General features: G+C 73.9%; 19 protein-coding genes. 15 read left to right on the top strand and 4 right to left on the bottom strand.

Features of this window, described 5'->3' with window-relative positions; translation table 11 throughout:
- Nucleotides 1–158 precede the first annotated feature (158 nt).
- The 12 genes from LJ221_RS11245 (at nucleotide 159) to LJ221_RS11195 (ending at nucleotide 9,809) form a co-directional block, all read left to right on the top strand.
- A complete protein-coding gene (locus LJ221_RS11245) occupies nucleotides 159–737 on the top strand; it encodes a GNAT family N-acetyltransferase (RefSeq protein WP_241715888.1) in 579 nt (192 codons plus the stop codon).
- A 121-nt stretch (nucleotides 738–858) separates the two neighbouring features.
- Nucleotides 859–942 carry a putative leader peptide gene (locus tag LJ221_RS23950; RefSeq protein WP_309471194.1) on the top strand — a complete coding sequence of 28 codons (84 nt, stop codon included), beginning with the start codon at nucleotides 859–861 and terminating at the stop codon, nucleotides 940–942.
- Nucleotides 943–1,098: 156 nt separating this feature from the next.
- Nucleotides 1,099–2,796 carry a nitrite/sulfite reductase gene (locus LJ221_RS11240; RefSeq protein ID WP_241715886.1) on the top strand — a complete coding sequence of 566 codons (1,698 nt, stop codon included), beginning with the start codon at nucleotides 1,099–1,101 and terminating at the stop codon, nucleotides 2,794–2,796.
- A gap of 180 nt (nucleotides 2,797–2,976) precedes the next feature.
- A complete protein-coding gene (locus tag LJ221_RS11235) occupies nucleotides 2,977–3,162 on the top strand; it encodes a hypothetical protein (protein ID WP_241715884.1) in 186 nt (61 codons plus the stop codon).
- Between the two features lie 23 nt (nucleotides 3,163–3,185).
- Entirely contained in the window at nucleotides 3,186–3,881 is a 696-nt protein-coding gene (locus LJ221_RS11230; protein ID WP_241715904.1) for a phosphoadenylyl-sulfate reductase, read from the top strand.
- Between the two features lie 52 nt (nucleotides 3,882–3,933).
- The gene (cysC, locus tag LJ221_RS11225; RefSeq protein ID WP_241715882.1) at nucleotides 3,934–4,524 is read left to right on the top strand and encodes an adenylyl-sulfate kinase; all 591 of its coding nucleotides are present in this window, start codon (nucleotides 3,934–3,936) and stop codon (nucleotides 4,522–4,524) included.
- The gene (gene cysD, locus LJ221_RS11220; protein ID WP_241715879.1) at nucleotides 4,521–5,459 is read left to right on the top strand and encodes a sulfate adenylyltransferase subunit CysD; all 939 of its coding nucleotides are present in this window, start codon (nucleotides 4,521–4,523) and stop codon (nucleotides 5,457–5,459) included. The genes cysC and cysD overlap by 4 nt, the downstream gene beginning before the upstream one ends.
- A 2-nt stretch (nucleotides 5,460–5,461) precedes the next feature.
- Nucleotides 5,462–6,859: a sulfate adenylyltransferase subunit 1 gene (locus LJ221_RS11215; protein ID WP_241715877.1), complete on the top strand. Its 1,398-nt coding sequence runs from the start codon at nucleotides 5,462–5,464 to the stop codon at nucleotides 6,857–6,859.
- Complete coding sequence (locus LJ221_RS11210) at nucleotides 6,847–6,975, top strand: hypothetical protein (RefSeq protein WP_241715876.1); 129 nt, start codon at nucleotides 6,847–6,849, stop codon at nucleotides 6,973–6,975. Before LJ221_RS11215 ends, LJ221_RS11210 begins: the two co-directional genes overlap by 13 nt.
- Nucleotides 6,976–7,151: 176 nt before the next feature.
- Nucleotides 7,152–7,970 carry an ABC transporter ATP-binding protein gene (locus LJ221_RS11205; protein WP_241715874.1) on the top strand — a complete coding sequence of 273 codons (819 nt, stop codon included), beginning with the start codon at nucleotides 7,152–7,154 and terminating at the stop codon, nucleotides 7,968–7,970.
- Entirely contained in the window at nucleotides 7,957–8,982 is a 1,026-nt protein-coding gene (locus LJ221_RS11200) for an ABC transporter permease (protein WP_241715873.1), read from the top strand. The genes LJ221_RS11205 and LJ221_RS11200 overlap by 14 nt, the downstream gene beginning before the upstream one ends.
- A gap of 8 nt (nucleotides 8,983–8,990) precedes the next feature.
- Nucleotides 8,991–9,809 carry a sirohydrochlorin chelatase gene (locus LJ221_RS11195; RefSeq protein ID WP_241715871.1) on the top strand — a complete coding sequence of 273 codons (819 nt, stop codon included), beginning with the start codon at nucleotides 8,991–8,993 and terminating at the stop codon, nucleotides 9,807–9,809.
- Here LJ221_RS11195 and LJ221_RS11190 read toward each other — a convergent pair.
- Both LJ221_RS11190 and LJ221_RS11185 read right to left on the bottom strand, forming a co-directional pair.
- Nucleotides 9,752–9,997, bottom strand: a complete 246-nt coding sequence (locus LJ221_RS11190; protein ID WP_241715869.1) for a hypothetical protein — start codon at nucleotides 9,995–9,997, stop codon at nucleotides 9,752–9,754. The two genes, LJ221_RS11195 and LJ221_RS11190, sit on opposite strands and share 58 nt — an antisense overlap.
- Nucleotides 9,970–11,238 (bottom strand): SAV2148 family HEPN domain-containing protein, encoded by a 1,269-nt coding sequence (locus LJ221_RS11185; protein ID WP_241715902.1) that lies wholly within the window; start codon nucleotides 11,236–11,238, stop codon nucleotides 9,970–9,972. The genes LJ221_RS11190 and LJ221_RS11185 overlap by 28 nt, the downstream gene beginning before the upstream one ends.
- A gap of 218 nt (nucleotides 11,239–11,456) precedes the next feature.
- On the opposite strand from LJ221_RS11185, the gene glgX reads away from it, so the two are divergent.
- From glgX to treZ, 3 genes are all read left to right on the top strand, one after another.
- Nucleotides 11,457–13,571 carry a glycogen debranching protein GlgX gene (gene glgX / locus LJ221_RS11180; protein WP_241715868.1) on the top strand — a complete coding sequence of 705 codons (2,115 nt, stop codon included), beginning with the start codon at nucleotides 11,457–11,459 and terminating at the stop codon, nucleotides 13,569–13,571.
- 85 nt (nucleotides 13,572–13,656) lie between these two features.
- Nucleotides 13,657–16,095, top strand: a complete 2,439-nt coding sequence (treY, locus tag LJ221_RS11175) for a malto-oligosyltrehalose synthase (RefSeq protein WP_241715866.1) — start codon at nucleotides 13,657–13,659, stop codon at nucleotides 16,093–16,095.
- A gap of 196 nt (nucleotides 16,096–16,291) precedes the next feature.
- Nucleotides 16,292–18,031, top strand: a complete 1,740-nt coding sequence (gene treZ, locus LJ221_RS11170; protein WP_241715864.1) for a malto-oligosyltrehalose trehalohydrolase — start codon at nucleotides 16,292–16,294, stop codon at nucleotides 18,029–18,031.
- 48 nt (nucleotides 18,032–18,079) lie between these two features.
- Here the strand turns inward: treZ and msrB are convergent, their stop codons facing one another.
- Together msrB and murC are read right to left on the bottom strand one after the other, a co-directional pair.
- Complete coding sequence (gene msrB, locus LJ221_RS11165; protein WP_241715862.1) at nucleotides 18,080–18,487, bottom strand: peptide-methionine (R)-S-oxide reductase MsrB; 408 nt, start codon at nucleotides 18,485–18,487, stop codon at nucleotides 18,080–18,082.
- A 19-nt stretch (nucleotides 18,488–18,506) separates the two neighbouring features.
- On the bottom strand, nucleotides 18,507–19,928 hold the full coding sequence (gene murC, locus LJ221_RS11160; RefSeq protein ID WP_241715860.1) for a UDP-N-acetylmuramate--L-alanine ligase: 1,422 nt from the start codon (nucleotides 19,926–19,928) through the stop codon (nucleotides 18,507–18,509).
- Between the last annotated feature and the right edge of the window lie 198 nt (nucleotides 19,929–20,126).

Raw genomic sequence — 20,126 nt, 5'->3', positions numbered from 1 at the left:
CCTGGCCCCGGCCGTGGACCTGGCGCTCATCGCCGCGCTCCTGGGCGACGCGGTGCTCTCGCGCCACCAGCTCGTCGCCGGACCCTGGGCCACGCGGCTGCGGTGGTTCGCCGGGGCCGCCTCCCGGCCGCCGGCGCCGCCGTGCTTCACTGCCCGGCATGGGCAACACCGTCGCCGTCACCACCTGGTCGCTGGAGCAGACCTCCCCCTCCGACCTCTCCCCCGCGCGCACCCCGGACAGCGGATCCGGCATCCGGATCATCCGGGCGGAGGTACCCGGTCCGGAGTTCAGCCGCTTCCTCTACACCGCCGTCGGCGGGGACGTCACCTGGACGGACCGGCTGGAGTGGACGTACGCGCGGTGGCGGGAGTTCCTGGAGCGGCCCGGCGTGGAGACGTGGGTGGCGTACGACCGCGGGACCCCGGCCGGGTACATCGAACTGGAGGCGCAGCCCGGAGGAACGGTGGAGATCACCTACTTCGGCCTGATCGCCGCCTTCCGCGGCCGGCGCATCGGCGGGCACCTGCTGTCGTACGGGACCGCGCGCGCCTGGGACCTGGCGGAGCGCTGGCCGGACCGGGAGCCCACCCGGCGGGTGTGGCTGCACACCTGCAGCAAGGACGGCCCCCACGCGCTGGCGAACTACCGGCGGCGCGGCTTCCGTCTCTTCGCCACCCGGACCGGGGACGAACCGGACGTTCCCGCCCCCGGCCCCTGGCCGGGGGCGGGCGTGTGAGCCCCACCGGGACCCTCCCGGTTCCGCGGCCGATATCACCCCGTCTCGCAGAACGGGACATTTTTGTCCGAACTGTGGATAACGGTGGACTGCCGCGAGATGCTCATGCCACGCTTCTGCCATGTCTCGAGCTGGAATTGCCTTGGTGAGTCGGCGGCACGTCGACCTCGGCCGCATGTCCAGCGCCATCTGTCCGGCGGGCTGACAGTCTCAGCACCACCGCACTTCCGCCGCCCCCGCCGTCGCGGGCAGGCGACCCCGCCCACCGCTTTCCGCTCGGGTTCGCGCACGTCAGCACACCCGGGCGGACCCGGTCCGCTTCCCGCGCAGCCGAGTCCAGCAGAAGGACGAACACACCGCCATGGCCGACATCCCCAAGCCAGTCAGCGCTGCCCCGACCCGCCGCAAGGCCGGCCGCCACCGCGGCGAAGGCCAGTGGGCCGCCGGGCACTTCACCCCGCTGAACGCCAACGAGCAGTTCAAGAAGGACGACGACGGTCTCAATGTGCGGACACGTATTGAGACGATCTACGCCCAGCGCGGTTTCGACTCCATCGACCCCGGCGACCTGCGCGGCCGGATGCGGTGGTGGGGTCTCTACACCCAGCGCAGGCCCGGGATCGACGGCGGCAAGACCGCCGTCCTGGCCCCGGAGGAGCTGGACGACGAGTACTTCATGATGCGGGTGCGCATCGACGGCGGGCGGCTGACCACCGAGCAGTTGCGCGTCATCGGCGAGATCTCCCAGGAGTTCGCCCGCGGCACCGCCGACATCACCGACCGGCAGAACATCCAGCTCCACTGGGTCCGCATCGAGGACGTCCCCGAGATCTGGCGCCGTCTGGAGGCCGTGGGCCTGTCCACCACCGAGGCCTGCGGCGACACCCCGCGCGCCTTCCTTGGCTCGCCGGTCGCCGGCATCGCCGCCGACGAGATCGTCGACGGCACGCCCGCGCTGGAGGAGGCCAAGCGCCGCGTCGTCGGCAACCCGGCGTTCTCCAACCTGCCCCGCAAGTTCAAGACGGCCATCTCCGGCTCCCCCCTGCTGGACGTGGCGCACGAGATCAACGACGTCTCGTTCGTCGGCGTGCGCCACCCCGAACTCGGTCCCGGCTTCGACGTGTGGGTGGGCGGCGGCCTGTCCACCAACCCCAAGCTCGGCGTCCGGCTGGGCGCCTGGGTGCCGCTGGCGGACGTGGCGGACGTCCTGGAGGGTGTCGTCTCGATCTTCCGTGACTACGGATACCGCCGGCTGCGCAACCGCGCCCGGCTGAAGTTCCTCGTCGCCGACTGGGGCGCGGAGAGGTTCCGCCAGGTGCTGGAGGACGAGTACCTGAAGCGGAAGCTGGCCGACGGCCCCGCCCCCGAGACCCCCGCCCGGCGCTGGCGCGACCACATCGGCGTGCACCGCCAGAAGGACGGCCGCTTCTACGTCGGCTTCGCCCCCCGCGTCGGCCGCGTCGACGGCGCCACCCTCACCAAGATCGCCGAGCTGGCCGATGGCCACGGATCGGGCCGGGTGCGCACCACCGTCGAGCAGAAGATGATCATTCTCGACGTGACCGAGGACCAGGTGGACTCCCTGGTGGAGGGCCTGGATGCGCTGGACCTGACGGCGCGTCCGTCGGTCTTCCGGCGCGGCACCATGGCCTGCACCGGCATCGAGTTCTGCAAGCTCGCCATCGTCGAGACCAAGGGCCGCGGCTCCACTCTCATCGACGAACTGGAGCGCCGCCTGCCGGACTTCGACGAGCCGGTCACCATCAACATCAACGGCTGCCCCAACGCCTGTGCCCGCATCCAGGTCGCCGACATCGGCCTCAAGGGCCAGCTCGTCAGCGACAAGGACGGCAACCAGGTGGAGGGCTACCAGGTCCACCTCGGCGGCGCCCTGGGGCTGGACCCCGGCTTCGGCCGCAAGGTGCGCGGTCTGAAGGTCACCGCCGCCGAGCTGCCCGACTACGTCGAGCGCCTGCTGACCCGCTTCCGCGAGGAGCGCCAGGACGGCGAGCGCTTCGCCCAGTGGGCGGCGCGGGCCGACGAAGGTGCTCTGAAGTGAGCGACGCACACGCGGCCACCGACCCGCACCCCACCACGAAACCCGCACCCGACCGCCGCGCGGGCGGAGAAGCTCACAAGGAGGCACCGTGAGCGACGCACACGCGGCCACCGACCCGCACCCCACCACGAAACCCGCACCCGACCGCCGCGCGGGCGGAGAAGCTCACAAGGAGGCACCGTGAGCGAACGAGCCGCGCCGTTCTACTGCCCGTACTGCGGCGACGAGGACCTGCGGCCGTCCGAGGACGGCCACGGCGCGTGGGAGTGCGCCTCCTGCAACCGCGCCTTCAGGCTCTCGTTCCTCGGACTGCTGGCCGACGGCCTGCGGCGGTCCGGTTCCACCGAGGGAGGCACCGCACGGTGAACGCCACCGAGGACCGGCACGGCCTGCGGTCCGACGCCGACGAGCTGCGGCGGCTCGCCGGGAAGGCGGGCCGCGAGCTGGAGGACGCCCCGGCACTGGAGGTCCTGCGCTGGGCCGTCGGTGCCTTCGGCCCGCGCTTCTGCGTGACCTCCTCGATGGAGGACGCCGTCGTCGCGCACCTGGCCTCGCGCGTGGCGCCCGGTGTGGACGTGGTGTTCCTCGACACCGGCTACCACTTCCCGGAGACCATCGGCACCCGGGACGCGGTGGCGGCGGTGATGGACGTCAACATCATCACGCTCACCCCCCGGCAGACCGTGGCCGAGCAGGACGCCGAGTACGGGCCGCGCCTGCACGACCGTGATCCCGACCTGTGCTGCGCGCTGCGCAAGGTCAGGCCGCTGGAGGAGGGTCTGCGCGAGTACGACGCCTGGGCCACCGGGCTGCGCCGCGACGAGTCCCCGACCAGGGTGGGGACGCCGGTCGTCGGCTGGGACGAGAGGCGGGGCAAGGTCAAGGTCTCGCCCATCGCGCGCTGGACACAGGGCGACGTGGACGCCTACGCCGCCGAGCACGGCGTCCTCACCAACCCCCTGCTGATGGACGGTTACCCTTCCATCGGGTGCGCGCCCTGCACCCGGCGGGTACTGGAGGGCGAGGACGCGCGCGCCGGCCGCTGGGCCGGACGCGGCAAGACCGAGTGCGGGCTGCACGGCTGATGGCGAACCCGAGGACCGTACGGGCCAGGACAGTCGAGTTGAGGAGCGTCAGATGAGCGGGGCGACCGCCTCCGGCACGGACAGAACCGGCAGCACTGGTAGGGGCACAGGCACCGGAGCCACGATCTGGCTCACCGGCCTGCCCAGTGCCGGCAAGACCACGATCGCCCACGCGCTGGCCGGTCGGCTGCGCGACGAGGGGCACCGGGTGGAGGTGCTGGACGGCGACGAGATCAGGGAGTTCCTCTCCGCCGGCCTGGGCTTCTCCCGCGAGGACCGCCACACCAACGTGCAGCGGATCGGCTTCGTGGCCGAACTGCTCGCCTCCAACGGGGTGAAGGCCCTGGTTCCGGTGATCGCGCCGTACGCCGACAGCCGTGAGGCAGTCCGCAAACGCCATCAGGCCGAGAGCACCGCCTACCTGGAGGTGCACGTGGCCACGCCCGTGGAGGTGTGCTCCGAGCGCGATGTGAAGGGGCTGTACGCCAGGCAGGCCGCGGGTGAACTGTCCGGGCTGACGGGGGTGGACGACCCCTACGAGGCGCCGGCCGATCCGGATCTGCGGATCGAGGCGCACACCGAGCCCGTGGACGGCTCCGCGGCCCGGCTGTACTCACTGCTCGCCGAGAGGGGACTGGCGTGAGGACCTCTGCCGAACCGACCAGCGGGCCCGCCGCCGCGGCGTACGCGCTGAGCCACCTGGACGCGCTGGAGTCGGAGGCGGTGCACATCTTCCGCGAGGTGGCGGGCGAGTTCGAGCGGCCGGTGATCCTCTTCTCCGGCGGCAAGGACTCCATCGTGATGCTGCACCTGGCGCTGAAGGCGTTCGCCCCGGCCCCGGTGCCCTTCTCCCTGCTGCACGTGGACACCGGTCACAACTTCCCCGAGGTGATCGACTACCGCGACCGGGTGGTGGCCGAGCACCGGCTGCGCCTGCACGTCGCCTCGGTGCAGGAGTTCATCGACCGCGGTGAGCTGCGTGAGCGCCCGGACGGCACCCGTAACCCGCTGCAGACCGTGCCGCTGCTGCGCGCCATCGAGAGCAACCGCTTCGACGCGGTCTTCGGCGGCGGGCGGCGGGACGAGGAGAAGGCCCGCGCCAAGGAGCGGGTGTTCTCCCTGCGCGACGAGTTCGGCGGCTGGGACCCGCGCCGTCAGCGCCCGGAGCTGTGGCAGCTCTACAACGGCCGCCACGCGCCGGGCGAGCACGTGCGCGTCTTCCCGCTGTCCAACTGGACCGAGCTGGATGTGTGGCAGTACATCGGACGGGAGAAGATCGAGCTGCCCGCCATCTACTACGCCCACATCCGCGCCGTCTTCAAGCGCGACGGGATGTGGCTGGCGCCGGGCGAGTGGGGCGGTCCGAGGGACGGTGAGACGCTCCATGAGCGCCGGGTGCGCTACCGCACCGTCGGCGACATGTCCTGCACCGGGGCGGTGGACTCCGACGCCGCCACCATCGAGCAGGTCGTAGCGGAGATCGCGGCCTCCCGGCTGACCGAGCGGGGCGCGACCCGGGCCGACGACAAGCTGTCGGAGGCCGCCATGGAGGACCGCAAGCGCGAAGGGTATTTCTGACGATGACCATCGCTGCCACCACCACCGGCGACGCCGCGGCGGGCGAGCCCGCCGCCGACGAGGCCGCCGGGCTGCCGCAGGACACCTCCCTGCTGCGTTTCGCCACCGCCGGATCCGTCGACGACGGCAAGTCCACCCTGGTCGGCCGGCTTCTGCACGACTCCAAGTCGGTCCTGGCCGACCAGCTCGAGGCCGTCGAGCGCGCCTCCCGCAGCCGCGGCGCCACCGGCCCGGACCTGGCACTGCTGACCGACGGGCTGCGCGCCGAACGCGAGCAGGGCATCACCATCGACGTGGCCTACCGCTACTTCGCCACCCCGCGGCGCCGGTTCATCCTGGCCGACACCCCCGGCCACGTGCAGTACACCCGCAACATGGTCACCGGAGCCTCCACCGCCGACCTGGCCATCATCCTGGTCGACGCCCGCAACGGGGTGGTCGAGCAGACCCGCCGCCACGCCGCGGTCGCCGCCCTGCTGCGGGTGCCGCACGTGGTGCTGGCCGTCAACAAGATGGACCTGGCCGGCTACGCCGCGCCGGTCTTCGCCTCCATCGCCGAGGAGTTCACCGCCTACGCCGCCTCGCTGGGCGTGCCGGAGGTCACCGCCGTGCCCATATCGGCGCTGGCCGGGGACAACGTGGTCACCCCGTCCGAGCACATGGACTGGTACAGCGGCCCCACCGTCCTGGAGCACCTGGAGACCGTCGAGGTCGATCACGACCCGGCCGGGGACGTGGCCCGCTTCCCCGTCCAGTACGTCATCCGTCCGCAGACCGCCGAGCACCCCGACTACCGCGGCTACGCCGGCCGGCTCGCCTCCGGCGTGCTGCGGGTGGGGCAGCGGGTGACGGTGCTCCCCTCGGGCCGCACCTCGGTGATCGAGGGTATCGACGCGCTCGGCCAGTCGGTCCAGGCCGCCTGGGCACCGCAGTCGGTCACCGTCCGCCTGGCGGACGACCTCGACGTCTCCCGCGGCGACCTGATCGCACCCGCCGACGACGCCCCCGCTCCGAGCCAGGACATCACCGCCACCGTCTGTCATCTGCACGACATCCCGCTGCGGGTGGGGCAGCGGGTGCTGCTCAAGCACACCACCCGCACCGTCAAGGCGATCGTCAAGGAGATCGGCTCCCGGCTGACCCTGGACGACCTCTCGCCCCACCACGAGCCGGGCGAGCTGGTGGCCAACGACATCGGACGGGTACGGATCCGCACCGCCGAACCGCTGCCGCTGGACCCCTACGCGCTCTCCCGCCGCACCGGTTCGTTCCTGCTGATCGACCCCGCCGACGGCTCCACCCTCACCGCGGGCATGTCCGGCGAGGCCTTCGCCGGGGCCGCCGGTGGGGTCCGCGACGCCGGTGGCGGCACCGCGCGGGAGGACGGATGGGACTTCTGAGCACGCCCGGCACCACCGTGCACGACGCCTTCTCCACCTTCGACCACACCGGCGGCCGGATCGGCAGCGGTGTCCGGGGCAGCGGGCAGGGCGGGCTGGCGGGATACCGCCGGTGACGCCCGACGCCCGGCCGCGCCGCCCACGGCTCCGGTACCTCCGGCACGCCCCGTACGACCCGCGCCTGCGGGGTGCCCCGCACGCCCCGACGGCGCGGCACGTCCCCGCCGCGCACGCCGGCTCTTCCCCGCCGTAGCCGCCCGCACAGGGTGGCGAACCACGAGAGGACTCCGCTGTGTCCACCGAACTCGCCACCCCTGCCCCGGCGCCGTCCGTCACCGGTGCCGGGGCCGGGCAGGCCCGCCCGTACGCGGTGCGGCTCGACCGCGTCTCGAAGTCCTTCGGCACCTCCCCCCACGCCCGCCAGCCGGTGCTGGACGGCATCGACCTGACAGCGGCCCCCGGCGAGTTCGTCTGCCTGCTGGGCGCCTCCGGCTGCGGCAAGTCCACACTGCTGAACCTGGTGGCCGGGCTCGACCACCCGACCTCCGGCGAGGTCCGGGTGCCGCACGGCCGGCCCGCCCTGATGTTCCAGGACCACGCGCTCTTCCCCTGGCTGAGCGCCGGCCGCAACGTGGAGCTGGCCCTGAAGCTGGCCGGGGTGCCCAGGGCCGAGCGGCGCGGGCGTGCCGAGGAGCTGCTGCGCCTGGTCCGGCTGCCGGACGCGTACGGCAAGCGGGTGCACCAGCTCTCCGGCGGGATGCGGCAGCGCGTGGCGCTGGCCCGCTCCCTGGCCCAGGGCAGCCGGGTGCTGCTGATGGACGAGCCCTTCGCCGCGCTGGACGCCATCACCCGCGACCTGCTCCACGAGGAGCTGACCCGGGTGTGGCGCGAGCGGGAGCTGACGGTGCTGTTCGTCACCCACAACGTGCGCGAGGCCGTCCGGCTCGGCCAGCGGGTCGTGCTGCTGTCCTCGCGCCCGGGGCGCGTGGCACGCCAGTGGGACGTGGACATCCCCCACCCCCGCCGTATCGAGGACTCCGGCGTCACCTCCCTCGCCCGGGAGATCACCGGCCATCTGCACGAGGAGATCGTCCGACATGCCCGCCACTGACACCGAGAACTCCGGGCGGGACCCCCGGCACGGGTCCCCCGGGCAGGGGACCGGCCGGGCCGCGGGCGGCACGGACGGCACGGACGGCACGGGCGGCACGGACGGCACGGACGGCACGGGCGGCACGGACGGCACGGGCGGCACGGACGGCACGGGCGGCACGGACGGTTCCGACGAGATGGCGTCCGGCCTGGACGCCCTGGAGTCACCCGTCTCCGCGACCGCCGCCACCTCGCGGCGGCTGCTGGCCAAGGCCGCGCCGCCGCTGGCGGCCGTCGCCCTGGTGCTGGCGCTGTGGCAGACGGCGTACGCGCTGGGCTGGTCGGCCTCCCTTCCCTCCCCCGCCGCCGTGTGGGGCGAACTGGCGGGCGCCTGGTCGGACGGCATCCTGCTGCCCGCCCTCGGCCACAGCCTGCTGCGCTGCCTGGTCGGCTTCGCCGCCTCCACGGCCATCGGCGTCCCCCTGGGGCTGCTGCTCACCCGGGCCGCGCCGCTGCGCACGGTCCTGGAACCCATCCTGTCCGCCGTGCAGTCCCTGCCGGCCGCCGCGCTGGTGCCGGTCTCCGTGATCGCGCTGGGCAACTCCGAGGGCGCGGTGTACGCCGTGGTGCTGCTCGGCGCGGTGCCGTCCATCGCCGTCGGAGTCACCGCGGCCGTCGACCGGATACCGCCGCTGCTGCTGCGGGCGGGCCGGTCGATGGGCGCCGGCGGCCTGCGCGGAGCCGTCCACGTCCTCGTCCCCGCCGCGCTGCCCGGCTTCGTGACGGCGCTGCGGCAGGGCTGGACCTTCGGCTGGCGCGCCCTGATGACGGCCGAGCTGATCACCGCCACCCCTCTGCCCGGCATCGGCCGGATGCTGGACGCGGGACGGCAGGGCGGCGAGCTGAGCCTGGTGCTGGCCTCGGTGGTACTGATCCTGGCGGTCGGCGTGGCCGTGGAGTCGGTGCTGTTCTCGCCCGTGGAGCGCCGCGTGCTGCACAGCCGCGGCCTGGCGTCGGCGACCGGGCGGTGAGCGGCCCCGTGCGCACCCTCCGTACCTCCGCGCCCTACGCACCGGCCCACCCCCCGTCCGGTACCCGTCCCGTCCTGCTGGTCGTCGCACACGGCAGCCGCGACCCGCGCCACGCGGCGACCGTGGCCGCGCTGTGCGCCCGGCTGCGCGGGCTGCGCCCGAAGCTGCGGGTCGAGGTGGGCCATCTGGACTTCAACGCCCCCTCCGTCCCCCAGGTGCTCGCCCGTCTCCACGCCGACGGCGTACGGCGGGTGGTGGCGCTGCCGCTGCTGCTCACCCGCGCCTTCCACGCCAAGGCCGACATCCCCGCGGTACTGGGTGAGGCGGTGTCGCGGCTGCCTCGGCTGACGGTGCGCCAGGCCGGTGTCCTGGGCCCGGACCGGCTGCTGACGGCCGCCCTGGAGCGGCGGCTGTACGAGGCCGGGCTGCGGTCCGGCGACGAAGGCTCGACCGGGGTCGTCCTGGCCTCGGCGGGCTCCTCCGACCCGGAGGCGATCGCGGTGATCGCAGATATCGCGCGGGAGTGGCGGCACATCTCCGGTTGGTGTGCCGTGCGGCCCGCGTTCGCCTCCGCATCCCTTCCCCGCACCGCCGACGCGGTGCGGGAGCTGCGCGACCGGGGGGTACGGCGGGTGGCCGTCGCCCCCTACGTCGTCGCGCCCGGCTTCCTCCCGGACCGCATCGCCGCCGGAGCCCGCGAGGCGGGCGCCGACCTGCTGGCGCCGGTGCTGGGCGACGCCCCGGAACTGTCCCGCCTCATGGCGCGGCGCTACGACGAGGCGCTGGTGCGGTGGGGCGAGCGCGTGAGCGTGCCCGCCGGCGCGTAACCCGCCCTGTGCGCCCGCGGTCCCACGACCGCGAGCGTCACGACCGCCCCCGCCAGGAGCTTCCCGCCGTCCGCCGCGGCCGCCACCAGCAGGGCGACGGCCGGTGCCGGGAGCGCCGGGCCCAGTACGTCGTTGTGCGAGCCGGGCGACGCGGGCCGGGTCAGGACACCGGCCGGGAGTCGGTCCACACCGACTCCATCTCCTCGCGGTAGAGGTGGAACAGCCCGCCCTCGGCGCCCTCCCCCCGCGGGCCGCGTCCCACGGTCCCGCCCTGGACGATGTCCCGGCCGCCGCCGCGCAGTACGAAGACCGGGGCCTCCATCCCCCGGATGCGGCGCAGATAGGACTGGACCACCGCGAGGCCGTCCGGCCCGTCGCCGTCCACGAGGTAGGCGGTGAAGCGCGGGGTCTCGTCGAAGACGTGGATCTGGAAGGCGTCGGCGTCCCGCAGCCGGGAGCGCACCCGCCGCATGTGGAGGATGTTCGTCTCCACCGAACGGCTCAGTTCGCCCTTCTTCAGCCCCAGCTCCCGCTCCCGGCGGCGCACCGCGCTGCTGGCGGGGTTGAGGAAGAGCAGCCGCACCCGGCAGCCGGACTCGGCCAGCCGCACCAGGCGGCGCCCGGAGTAGTTCTGGACCAGCAGGTTCAGCCCTATGCCGATGGCGTCCAGCCGGCGCGCTCCGCCGAACAGGTCCTCGGCCGGGAGCTGGCGCTGCAGGCGCACCCGGTCCGGGTGGACGCCGACGACGTCGGCGAAGCGGTCGCCGACCAGCTCCTCCACCGCGTCCACCGGCAGCCGGTGGGCGGAGGGGATGTCGCGGCCGGCGCCCAGCAGGTCCAGCAGCCGGGCCGCGATCCGCTCGGCCTGGGCGAGGACGGCCGGGGACAGCGCGCGGTTGCGCGCCACCGCGCTGCGGGCGACCTCCAGCTCGTCCAGGGCCAGCTCCAGCTGGCGCCGGCCGTCGAAGTAGGGCTCGAAGCAGGGCCAGTGCTGCACCACCAGCTCGCGCAGCTGCGGCAGGGTGAGGAAGGCCAGCAGGGTGTCGTCGGCCGGGTCCAGCAGATAGCCCTTGCGGCGGCTGACCTCCCGTACGGCCGCGGCCCGCTGGACCCACTCCTGCCCGGTCGGGCCGGCCGCCGCCACGACCCACTCCTCGCCGTGCACCGGCTCGTAGATGGGCCGCAGCACCGCCGCGACCACGGCGCGCAACCGCTGCTCGACGAGATTGAGCCAGATATAGGCCCGTCCCGCCCGCTGGGCGCGCAGCCGCACCTCGGCCCACTCCTCGTCCCCCCAGGCCAGGTCGGCGCCGATCTCCATCGGCCGTGTCAGCGAGACCGTGCCGGGCGGCACCGCTCCGGGCGCCCCGGCGGCACCGCTCTCGCCGCCCCCGTCCCCCGAGGGGAGCTCAAGCCCTCCCGAGCCCACCTGTGCACCGCCTTCCGGACCTGCTGTTTCGATCAAGGAGCCTACTGCCCTCCCAGGAGGGGACGCAGCAGTATCCCGCCACCAAGTTCCTTCGCCCGTACGCTCATCCGGGGGAAGATGCGTGCTGTGCCCATCCGGTGCCCGCCTGCCGCACCAGTCCTGCGCAAGGATGCGGCGAAAACGGGTAACGGGTAGAGACCGCGACAGGAAGAGTCGACATGCAGGTCTGGCCTGGACGGGCTTATCCCCTCGGCGCCACGTACGACGGGGCCGGGACGAACTTCGCCGTGTTCTCGGAGGCGGCGGAGCGCGTCGAGCTGTGCCTGCTGCACGACGACGGGTCGGAGACGGCGATCGAGCTGCGCGAGTCCGACGCGTTCGTGCGGCACGCCTATCTGCCGGGTGTCATGCCCGGCCAGCGCTACGGCTTCCGGGTGCACGGGCCGTACGAGCCGGAGAAGGGCAGGCGCTGCAACAGCGCCAAGCTGCTGCTGGACCCCTACGCCAGGGCGATGAGCGGCGCCATCGACTGGGACGAGGCGGTCTACGGCTACCACTTCGACGAACCCGAACGGCGCAACGACCTGGACTCCGCCCCGCACACCATGGCCTCGGTGGTGGTCAACCCCTACTTCGACTGGGGCGACGACCGGCCCCCGCGCACCGACTACCACCAGACGGTCATCTACGAGGCCCACGTCAAGGGCCTGACCATGCTCCATCCGGAGCTGCCAGAGGACCTGCGCGGCACCTACGCGGCGCTGGGGCACCCGGCGGTCATCGAACACCTGACGAAGCTGGGGGTGACCGCGCTGGAGCTGATGCCGGTCCACCAGTTCGTCACCGACCACCGGCTGGCCGACGCCGGGCTGGCCAACTACTGGGGCTACAACACCATCGGCTTCTTCGCCCCGCACAACGCCTACGCCTCCTGGGGTGACCGGGGCCAGCAGGTGCTGGAGTTCAAGCAGGCGGTCAAGGCGCTGCACCAGGCCGGCATCGAGGTGATCCTCGACGTGGTCTACAACCACACCGCCGAGGGCAACCACCTGGGGCCGACCCTGTCCTTCCGGGGCCTGGACAACGCCTCGTACTACCGGCTCACCGACGACCCCCGGTACTACATGGACACCACCGGCACCGGCAACTCGCTGCTGATGCGCTCCCCGCACGTCCTGCAGCTGATCATGGACTCGCTGCGCTACTGGGTCACCGAGATGCACGTGGACGGCTTCCGCTTCGACCTGGCGGCCACCCTGGCCCGCCAGTTCCACGAGGTGGACCGGCTGTCGTCGTTCTTCGACCTGGTGCAGCAGGACCCGGTGGTCAGCCAGGTGAAGCTGATCGCCGAGCCGTGGGACGTGGGCGAGGGCGGCTACCAGGTGGGGAACTTCCCGCCACTGTGGACGGAGTGGAACGGCCGCTACCGCGACACCGTGCGGGACCTGTGGCGGGGCGAGCCGCGTACGCTGGCGGAGTTCGCCTCCCGGCTGACCGGCTCCTCCGACCTGTACCAGGACGACGGGCGCCGCCCTCTGGCCTCGATCAACTTCGTCACCTGCCACGACGGCTTCACCCTGCACGACCTGGTGTCGTACAACGCCAAGCACAACGAGGCCAACGGCGAGGACAACCGGGACGGCGAGAGCCACAACCGCTCGTGGAACTGCGGGGTGGAGGGCGGCACGGACGACGAGGACGTCCTGGCCCTGCGGGGCCGGCAGATGCGCAACTTCATCGCCACCCTGCTGCTCTCCCAGGGCGTGCCGATGCTCTCCCACGGCGACGAGTTCGCCCGCACCCAGAAGGGCAACAACAACGCCTACTGCCAGGACGGCGAGCTGTCGTGGGTGCACTGGCCCAAGCCGGGCGAGAAGCATCCCCTGTGCGATTTCGTGCAGGCCATGGTGAGCCTGCGCCGCGGCCACCCGGCCTTCCGCCGGCGGCGGTTCTTCCACGGGCGGCCGGTGGAGGGCACCCACGACGAGCTCTCCGACATCGCCTGGTTCACCCCCGAGGGCGAGGAGATGACCCAGCGGGACTGGCAGGAGGCCCAGGCCAGGGCGCTGACGGTGTTCCTCAACGGCAACGCGATCTCCGAGCCCGGCGAGCGCGGCGAGCGGATCGCCGACGACTCCTTCCTGCTGATGTTCAACGCGCAGCCGACTCCGCGCGGGTTCACCGTGCCGGCGGACCACGGGCGGGAGTGGCAGGTCGTGGTGGACACCTCGCGTGAGGACGGAGTGCCCCCGGGCACCGGGCCCACGGTGAAGGCCGGTTCCCGGATCACCCTGACGGACCGCAGTCTGACGGTGCTCCAGCGCCCCGCCTGACCGGCCCGTGCGGCGCCCTTCCCCGGGCGGGACGTCGCCCGACAGGCGGCGGATTCGGCGGACGCCCGCAGGGAACACGCACCACATGTCCCCTGAGCCCCCCGCCGTGCCGACCGCCACCTACCGGCTCCAGCTCCAGCCCGGCTTCCCGTTCTCCGCCGCGGAGAAGACCGTGCCGTACCTGGCCTCGCTCGGGGTCTCCCATCTGCACCTGTCCCCGGTGCTGGAGGCCGCCCCCGGCTCCGCCCACGGCTACGACGTGACCGGGCACGCCCGGATCCGCGAGGAGCTGGGCGGCGAGGAGGGGCTGCGGTCGCTGTCGCGCGCCGCGCGGGAGCACGGCATGGGCATCGTGGTGGACATCGTCCCCAACCACATGGGCGTCCCCGTCCCCGAACAGCTCAACGAAGCGCTGTGGGAGGTGCTGCGCGAGGGGCCGGCCTCCCCGTACGGGCGCTGGTTCGACATCGACTGGGAGGCGGGCGGCGGTCGCGTGCTGCTGCCGGTGCTGGGCGGCCGGCCGGCCGAGGAGCTGGGGGCGCTGACGGTCAAGGGCGGCGTCCTGGCGTACCACGACCACCGCTTCCCGCTGCGCGAGGGAACCGAGCACCTGCCGCTGCCCGAGCTGCTGGACGCTCAGCACTACCGGCTGGCCTGGTGGCGGCTGGCCCGCACCGAGCTGAACTACCGGCGCTTCTTCACCATCGCCGACCTGATCGGGGTGCGCGTGGAGGACCCGGAGGTCTTCGCGGCCACCCACGCGTGCGTGCTGCGGCTGCTGCGCGAGGGCGTGGTCCACGGTCTGCGGGTCGACCATCCGGACGGGCTGGCCGCCCCGGGCGCGTACCTGCTGCGGCTGGCGCGGGAGAGCGGCGGCGCCTGGACGGTGGTGGAGAAGATCCTCGGACCCCGCGAGCGGCTGCCGGTGTCCTGGCCGGTGGCCGGGACGACCGGGTACGACGCGCTGCACCGTGTCGACGGCCTCTTCCTCGACCCGGACGGGCAGGCGGAGCTGTCCGCCCTCTACCGCGGCTTCACCGGCGCCGCGCCGGACCTGGGCGGCGAGTGGGCCCCGACCGTGCGGCGGGCCGCCCGGGAGGTCGTCTCCCACGACCTGGCCGCCGAGGTCGGGCGGCTGGTCCGCACCGCCGCCGCCGTGTGCGAGGCCGCTCCCGGCCTGGCGCTGCGCGACCACGCACCCTGGGCGCTGCGCACCGCGGTCGAGGAGGTGCTGGTGCGGGTGCCGGTGTACCGGCCGTACGTGACCGCGGGCGCACCGGTGGGCGCGGAGGACCGGGCGATGCTGGAGGAGGCGGCCGAGGGCGCGCGGGCGGCGTTCGCGGTGCCGCAGGAGGCCGAGGCGGTGGACGTGGTGCGGGACCTGGCGCTGGGACAGCTGGGTGACGGCGAGGCCCAGCGGGACTTCTGCGCCCGGTTCGCGCAGGTCTGCGCGGCGCTGCGGGCGAAGTCGCAGGAGGACACCGCCTTCTACCGCTACGCGCCGCTGCTGTCGGCCGCCGAGGTGGGCGGGGACCCGGGCAGCCCGCAGGTGGCGCCGGAGGAGTTCCACGCGTACTGCGCCCGCCTCCAGCGCGACTGGCCGGTCACCGGCACCGTGCTGTCCACCCACGACACCAAGCGCAGCGCGGACGTGCGGGCGGCGCTGGCGGTGCTGACCGAGTGCCCCGGGCGGTGGGTGGAACTGCTGGAGCGGGTGACGCGGGAGACGCTGGGGGCCTCCGGGGTGGAGGCCCCCGACCGCCATGTGGCGTGGGCGGCCTGGCAGACGGCGTACGGCATGGGCTTCCCCTGCCAGGAACGGCTGGTGCCGGCTCTGCTGAAGGCCGTGCGGGAGGCGGGGCTGCGCACGACGTGGACGGAGCGGGACGCGGAGTACGAGCAGGCCGTCGAGCGTTTCGCGGTGGCGGGGCCGGGCGGGCCGCCGCTGTACACGGTGGCGGAGTTCGCGCGGGAGCTGGCCGGCCCGGTGCGGGCCAACGTGCTCGGCGCGGCGCTGCTGCACCTGACCATGCCGGGCGTGCCGGATCTCTACATGGGCACCGAGCGGGTGTACACCGCGCTGGTCGATCCCGACAACCGGCGGCTGCCGGACTTCCCGCCCTTCCTCCCGAGCGTGCCGCGGGAGAGCTCCGAGACGCGGGAGGAGGCCGCTTCCTGGCTGCCGGAGTCCCTGTCCGAGGAGAAGCGGGTGCTGACCCGGACGGCGCTGCGGCTGCGGCGGGAGCACCCCCGGTGGTTCGGCGCGGCGGCCTCGTACGAGCCGCTGCGGGCCGCGGGGCCGGCGGCCGGGCACTGCGTGGCGTACGCGCGCTCGGGCGCGGTGGTCTGCGTCGCGACCCGGCTCCCGCTGCGGCTGGCGGAGGCGGGCGGCTGGCGGGAGACGGCCCTGGAGCTGCCGCCGGGGCGGTGGCGGGACCTGCTGGGCGGCCGGGAGGCGGAGGGGAGCGCGGGGCTGGCACAGCTGCTGGCCGAGCGGCCGGTGGCGCTGCTGGTGCGCGGCTGAGGACGCCGGGGCCCGCATGAGCGGCGTACCGCCTTCTCGGTACCGATGTGGGCAACACCCCGATGGCCGCCCACTTCGCCCGCGCCGGGTACCCGGTGGTGCAGCGCCGCGTCCGCGTGGATTGCGGAGCACGCTGAAACGTACCGAAACGGGCATGCTGGAGCTCTGGGGTGCCGTCGGCCGAAGGAGATCTCCGGTGTTGTTCGAGGTGTGGGCGCCATACGCGCGACGGGTCGCGCTGCACGCGGGGGGCGAGGAGCACCCCATGCACCGCGACCCGGAGCGCGAGGGGTGGTGGCGGGCCGAGGCGTCCGCCGGGCACGGGAGCCGCTACGGATTCTCGGTCGACGGCGGGCCCGTCCTGCCCGACCCGCGCGCCCGCCGGCTGCCGGACGGCCCCGAGGGGCTCGCCGCGGTGGTGGACCAGGGGGCGTACGCCTGGCGGCACGACTGGGAGGGGCTCGGGCTGGACGGCGCGGTCCTGTACGAGCTGCACGTCGGCACCTTCACCGAGGAGGGCACCTTCGACGCGGCGGCCGGCCGGCTGGGCCATCTGGCCGATCTGGGCGTCACCCATGTCGAGCTGATGCCGGTCAGCCCCTTTCCCGGGGCTCACGGCTGGGGCTACGACGGGGTGGCGCCCTGGGCGGTGCACGAGCCCTACGGCGGGCCCGAGGGCCTGAGGCGTTTCGTGGACGCCGCGCACGGACGCGGGCTGGGCGTGGTCCTGGACGTGGTCCACAACCACCTGGGGCCGTCGGGCAACCGGCTGCCGGAGTTCGGCCCGTACTTCACCGAGCGCCACCACACCCCGTGGGGAGCGGCGGTCAACCTGGACGCGCCCGGCTCGGACGAGGTGCGGGCGTACTTCGCCGGCAGCGCACTGGCCTTCCTGCGCGATCACCGGCTGGACGGGCTGCGGCTGGACGCGGTGCACGCGCTGATCGACGAGCGGGCCGAGCACTTCCTGGCCGAGCTGTCGGCGGCCGTGGACGGCCTGTCGGCGGAGCTGGGCCGCCCGCTGTTCCTGATCGCCGAGTCCGACCGCAACGACCCGCGCACCACCGCGCCGCGCGGGGCGCACGGCCTGGGAATGGACGCCCAGTGGGACGACGACATCCACCACGCCCTGCACACCGCGCTGACCGGCGAGGCACAGGGCTACTACGCCGACTTCGCCCGCGCCCCGATGGCGGCCCTGGCCAAGTCGCTGACCGGCGCCTTCTTCCACGACGGCACCTACTCCTCCTTCCGGGGCCGCCGTCACGGGCTGGCGGTGGACCGCACCGCCACCGAGGCCCACCGCTTCCTGGCCTACGCCCAGACGCACGACCAGATCGGCAACCGGGCCCGCGGCGACCGGCTCGCCTCCCGCCTCTCCCCCGGACTGGCCGCCTGCGCGGCGGCACTGGTGCTGTGCGGGCCGTACACGCCGATGCTGTTCATGGGCGAGGAGTGGGGGGCGCGCACCCCCTGGCAGTACTTCACCGACCACCAGGACCCGGAGCTGGCCGAGGCGGTACGGCGGGGGCGGCGGCGGGAGTTCGCCGCGCACGGCTGGTCGGAGTCGGACGTGCCCGACCCGCAGGACCCGGCCACCCGGCTGCGCTCCTGCCTGGACTGGGACGAACCGCACCGCGAGCCGCACGCCGGCCTGCTGGCCTGGCACCGGGCGCTGATCGCGCTGCGCCGCGCCCATGTCTCGCCCCGCACCCGGCTGGTGGACGTCCACGTCGCCCACGACGAGGAGCGGCGCTGGCTGTGCATGCGCCACGGCGGGCTGCACGTGGCGGTGAACCTGGCCGGGGAGGGCGCCGCCGAGATCCCCCTGTCGGTGCACACCGCCGCCGCACTGGCATCCTGGGGCGAGTGCGAGGCCCCGGAGGGGGACGGTCTGCTGCGGCTGGGGCCGCACTCGGCGGCGGTGCTGCGGTAGCCCGGCCCCGCGCAGGGGCCCCGCGGGCGGGCGGCTCGGCGGGGCCCGTCAGCCTTCCTCGGGCACCAGCCTCAGGGAGATGGAGTTGATGCAGTAGCGCTCGTCCGTCGGGGTCGGGTAGCCCTCCCCGCGGAAGACGTGGCCCAGGTGGGAGCCGCAGCGCGCGCAGCGCACCTCGGTGCGGACCATGCCGTGGGAGCGGTCCTCCAGCAGTTCGACGGCCGAGGAGTCGGCCGGGTCGAAGAAGCTGGGCCAGCCGCAGTGGGACTCGAACTTGGTGTTGGAGCGGAACAGTTCGGCCCCGCAGGCGCGGCACTCGTAGGCGCCTGCGGTCTTGGTGTGCTCGTACTCACCGGTGAAGGCCGGCTCGGTGCCCGCCTCGCGCAGCACGTGGTACTCGGCGGGGCTCAGCTCCTGCCGCCACTGCTCGTCGCTCTTGTCGATCTCGTAACCCATGGGTGCCTCCTCGGCCTCCTCAGTTCGCCCGGCGGGCGGCCAGCCGCTCCAGCACCGTCGCGCCGAGTTCGGTGACGTCGCCCGCTCCCATGGTGAGAACGAGATCACCGGGCTCGGCCATTCCCGCGATCAGGGCGGCGGCGGCCGGCCGGTCGGACTCCGGCCGTGCGTCCGCGCCCGCGGCCAGGGCCGCGTCGGTGATGACGGCGCTGGTGACGCCCGGGATCGGGTCCTCGCGGGCCGGGTAGACGTCCAGCACGACCGCGGCGTCGGCCAGTGCCAGGGCCTGCCCCATCTCCGCGCCCAGTTCCCGGGTGCGGCTGAACAGGTGCGGCTGGAAGAGGACCAGTACCCGGCCGCCCGCGGCCGCTCCCCGGATGGCCTCGATGTCGGCGGTCATCTCGGTGGGGTGGTGGGCGTAGGAGTCGATGACCCGCACCCCGCGCGCCTCGCCCTTGGGCTGGAGGCGGCGGTTGACGCCGGTGTAGGAGGCCAGCGCCGCGGCCAGGGCGCCGGCCGGGACGCCCAGCGCCGCTCCGGCGGCCAGCGCGGCGACGGCGTTGTGGGCGTAGTGGCGGCCGGGGACGGAGACAGTGAAGGTGTGCTGCTCGCCGTCGAGTACGGCGGTGACCTCGCTGGTCAGCCCCTGCGGGAGAACCTTGAGGACGCGTACGTCGGCGTCGTCGGCCTCGCCGTAGGTGAGGACCCGCGGGCCCCGGGCGCCCCCGGTGGCACGGGCGCGCAGGCGGGCGGTGAACTCGCGGGCGCCTTCGTGGTCGGCGCTGACCACCAGGGTGCCGCCGGGGCGGACGCGGTCGGCGAAGGTGAGGAACGACTCGTGGATCTCCTCCATCGAGGCGTAGTTGGCGTGGTGGTCCAGCTCAACGTTGAGGACGATCGCCACCTCGGGTGCGTACTTGTGGAAGCTGCGGTCGCTCTCGTCGGCCTCGGCGACGAAGATCTCCCCGCCGCCGTGGCGGGCGTTGGTGCCGGGGCCGTCGAGGTCGCCGCCGATGGCGTACGAGGGGTCCAGGCCCATAGCGTCCAGGGCGACGGCGAGCATCGAGGTGGTGGTCGTCTTGCCGTGGGTGCCTGCGACGGCGATGGGGCGCAGGCCGTCCATGAGCGCGGCCAGCGCGTCGGAGCGGTGCACCACGGGCACGCCGCGCTCGCGGGCGGCGGCCAGCTCGGGATTGTCCTCGCGGATGGCGCTGGAGACGACGACGGCGGTGACATCGGCGGCGAGGTGGCCGGCGGCGTGGCCGATGCGGACGGTGGCCCCGAGGGCGCGCAGTGCCCCGGTGGTGGCGGACTCCCTGGCGTCGCTGCCGCCCACCTTCGCGCCACGCCGGGCGAGGATCTTCGCGATACCGGACATTCCGGCTCCACCGATGCCGATGAAGTGCGGTCGTTCCATCGCGGGCGGCAGGCCGGGCGCCATGCGGTGTCCTTTCGGGGGGTGCTCCGTGCGGTGTGCCCGCCGGGGCCGTGTTCTGGGGTGTTCTGGGGTGTTCTGGGGTGGCCGTGAGGAGGCCGGGTGGCGGTGCGGGTGTCCGGGCGGCGGTGGGGCCGGGCCGTCACGCCGCCCCGCGGCGTCCGGCCGTCCAGCCAGTCCAGCAGGGCGCGCTCCTGCCGGTGC

Origin of the sequence: Streptomyces sp. CNQ085, from assembly GCF_022614595.1 — a bacterium.
Lineage (GTDB): Bacteria > Actinomycetota > Actinomycetes > Streptomycetales > Streptomycetaceae > Streptomyces.
The sequence above is the reverse complement of the archived record's forward strand: the minus strand, read 5'-3'. Positions and strand labels throughout refer to the sequence as shown.

Bases quoted from the DNA above. Each gene is read 5' to 3' on its own strand.
- LJ221_RS11245 (WP_241715888.1), top strand. From the start codon at position 159: ATGGGCAACACCGTCGCCGTCACCACCTGGTCGCTGGAGCAGACCTCC.
- LJ221_RS23950 (WP_309471194.1), top strand. From the start codon at position 859: ATGTCTCGAGCTGGAATTGCCTTGGTGAGTCGGCGGCACGTCGACCTC.
- LJ221_RS11240 (WP_241715886.1), top strand. From the start codon at position 1,099: ATGGCCGACATCCCCAAGCCAGTCAGCGCTGCCCCGACCCGCCGCAAG.
- cysC (WP_241715882.1), top strand. From the start codon at position 3,934: ATGAGCGGGGCGACCGCCTCCGGCACGGACAGAACCGGCAGCACTGGT.
- LJ221_RS11215 (WP_241715877.1), top strand. From the start codon at position 5,462: ATGACCATCGCTGCCACCACCACCGGCGACGCCGCGGCGGGCGAGCCC.
- LJ221_RS11210 (WP_241715876.1), top strand. From the start codon at position 6,847: ATGGGACTTCTGAGCACGCCCGGCACCACCGTGCACGACGCCTTCTCC.
- LJ221_RS11200 (WP_241715873.1), top strand. From the start codon at position 7,957: ATGCCCGCCACTGACACCGAGAACTCCGGGCGGGACCCCCGGCACGGG.
- glgX (WP_241715868.1), top strand. From the start codon at position 11,457: ATGCAGGTCTGGCCTGGACGGGCTTATCCCCTCGGCGCCACGTACGAC.
- treY (WP_241715866.1), top strand. From the start codon at position 13,657: ATGTCCCCTGAGCCCCCCGCCGTGCCGACCGCCACCTACCGGCTCCAG.
- msrB (WP_241715862.1), bottom strand. From the start codon at position 18,487: ATGGGTTACGAGATCGACAAGAGCGACGAGCAGTGGCGGCAGGAGCTG.
- murC (WP_241715860.1), bottom strand. From the start codon at position 19,928: ATGGCGCCCGGCCTGCCGCCCGCGATGGAACGACCGCACTTCATCGGC.